Here is a 1710-nt window from a genome sequence, read left to right on the forward strand (position 1 = left end):
CGCCATATCGAGACGCCCACCAAGCCGCAGCGCCATCGGTATGTTATAGGTCGCGCTCGCACCCTCGAGCTGGTCCAGGAACCAAAGCCGCTGCTGCGCAAACGACAAGGCCAGCGGCCCACCACGCGAGAATTTATTTATAACGAGGCCAGCCTGTCCTCGCTTAGTTATGCCAAGCTTCTTTACGAGGCTCCGCAGATCTCCATCCTTGCCAATATCCGCAGATCCGGACGAGGTTCGTAAATTGATCATTGGATAACCTCACCCACAAAAGTCAAGCAAATGCAGCAATCACTTTTCTAGCCCCAGAATATGGAGACCAGTTTGTTGCGGAATGTGCCCACGTCAAATTATTATAAAATATTAGATCGCCGCTTCTAAGCCTACGATGTACTATTCCCTGAAATAAATCTTCAAACATCACCCCGGATTCCCAAATTCTACGAGGTGCGCAATTATCAACCTGAGTTAATCCTATTCCGCTCGCTGACTGTCTCAGCAAACCCATGTCTTGCAAAAGCGACATGTATTCCTCACCGCAAGTGCGATCAATGCTTGCTACTGAATCCAAGTACGAGTTAACTGAGCAATTCAAGATCGTGGAAAATGAAGTATTTGTCTTTGTTAATACATCAAAAATCCTTATTCCGTCGAAAACAGAAGGTAGTTCGCCAACAATCGTATCATTTTCGTCTACCATGTCGTTTGGACTTGCTATATTGTATCGCATCTTAAGTATGGATGCTTGGCCAGGTGTCAACTGCTGAGACCTCACATCGATTTTTCGAGAAAGTTCTCTTAGGCGCGTCCATCCGTCACGATGATTGTCTACATGAAACAATATGGTATCCCCGCCATCAGTGCTATTTTCAATGCAATAAAAAGAAGCAAATTGCATTCCGGCTGCGCGATTTCCTTCGGAATGAGCGGAGATAAATTGATAATCCTCTCTCTTGTTAACTGTCATAAAGGGGCCACTTATATTTTCTCTATGACCTAACATCGTGGCGAATCCGGATTGAATTTCCAGTGAATCTTTCAAGCCTAGCGCCGCTGCAACTTGATTTAAAATACATTCTGCTTCTTGAATGGTTAGTCTTTCAACAAGAATTACTAAATCAGCACGCAGTGCCTCAACTGCAGATTGACAAAGTGAAGGGTTTTCTTTGATCTCTGTGAGAAGCCATGATGGATCTTCGTTTATACGAGGCATATGGTCTTCCTTGTTGGGCGCCGCCGTCGACGGCGAAGTGATCGCAGTTGGAGTGACGGCATCAGAGACATCATGGCGCATCGGGGCAGATTCATGGTCTCATCCGGCGTCAATCAGCTGGGCGCGTTACGGCGAGGTCTCGAACATAGTAATACTTTCAGCAATTATCGCGGAAATAACGCTAAGTATCGGATATTCAAAAATAGTTGATAGCGGGATGTTCAAATGAAACTGGCTTTCTGCTCTGCTAAGCATGCGTACAACCGCAAGCGAGTGTCCGCCGAGTTCGAAGAAATTGTCGTGACGGCTGATCCGCTCGATGCCCAGAAGCTCGGACCAGATCGCGGCAAGCGCCTGCTCGATCTCGCCTTGCGGTGCCTCATAGGCCTGGCGGGCGAAGGCGTCGCCATCAGGCGCCGGCAGCGCGCCTCGGTCTAGCTTGCCGTTGGGGGTCAGCGGCAGCGCGTCCAGCAGCACATAGGCCGCAGGAACCATAT

General features: G+C 48.5%; 3 protein-coding genes. 1 reads left to right on the forward strand and 2 read right to left on the reverse strand.

The genetic code is table 11. The features are described 5' to 3' along the window. The coding region (locus tag E5A73_RS21655) for a hypothetical protein (RefSeq protein WP_206366569.1) at positions 1–243 on the forward strand (243 nt) is incomplete at its 5' end. 31 nt (positions 244–274) lie between these two features. Here E5A73_RS21655 and E5A73_RS21095 read toward each other — a convergent pair. Then, on the reverse strand, positions 275–1294 hold the full coding sequence (locus E5A73_RS21095) for a hypothetical protein (RefSeq protein ID WP_135965829.1): 1020 nt from the start codon (positions 1292–1294) through the stop codon (positions 275–277). A gap of 45 nt (positions 1295–1339) precedes the next feature. Further along, positions 1340–1636: a phosphopantetheine-binding protein gene (locus E5A73_RS21100; protein WP_420822590.1), complete on the reverse strand. Its 297-nt coding sequence runs from the start codon at positions 1634–1636 to the stop codon at positions 1340–1342. Positions 1637–1710: the final 74 nt, after the last annotated feature.

Source organism: Sphingomonas gei (assembly GCF_004792685.1).
Taxonomy (GTDB): domain Bacteria; phylum Pseudomonadota; class Alphaproteobacteria; order Sphingomonadales; family Sphingomonadaceae; genus Sphingomonas; species Sphingomonas gei.

Excerpts from the sequence above, each read along its gene's own strand:
- E5A73_RS21095 (WP_135965829.1), bottom strand. The coding sequence starts at position 1,294 with ATGCGCCATGATGTCTCTGATGCCGTCACTCCAACTGCGATCACTTCG.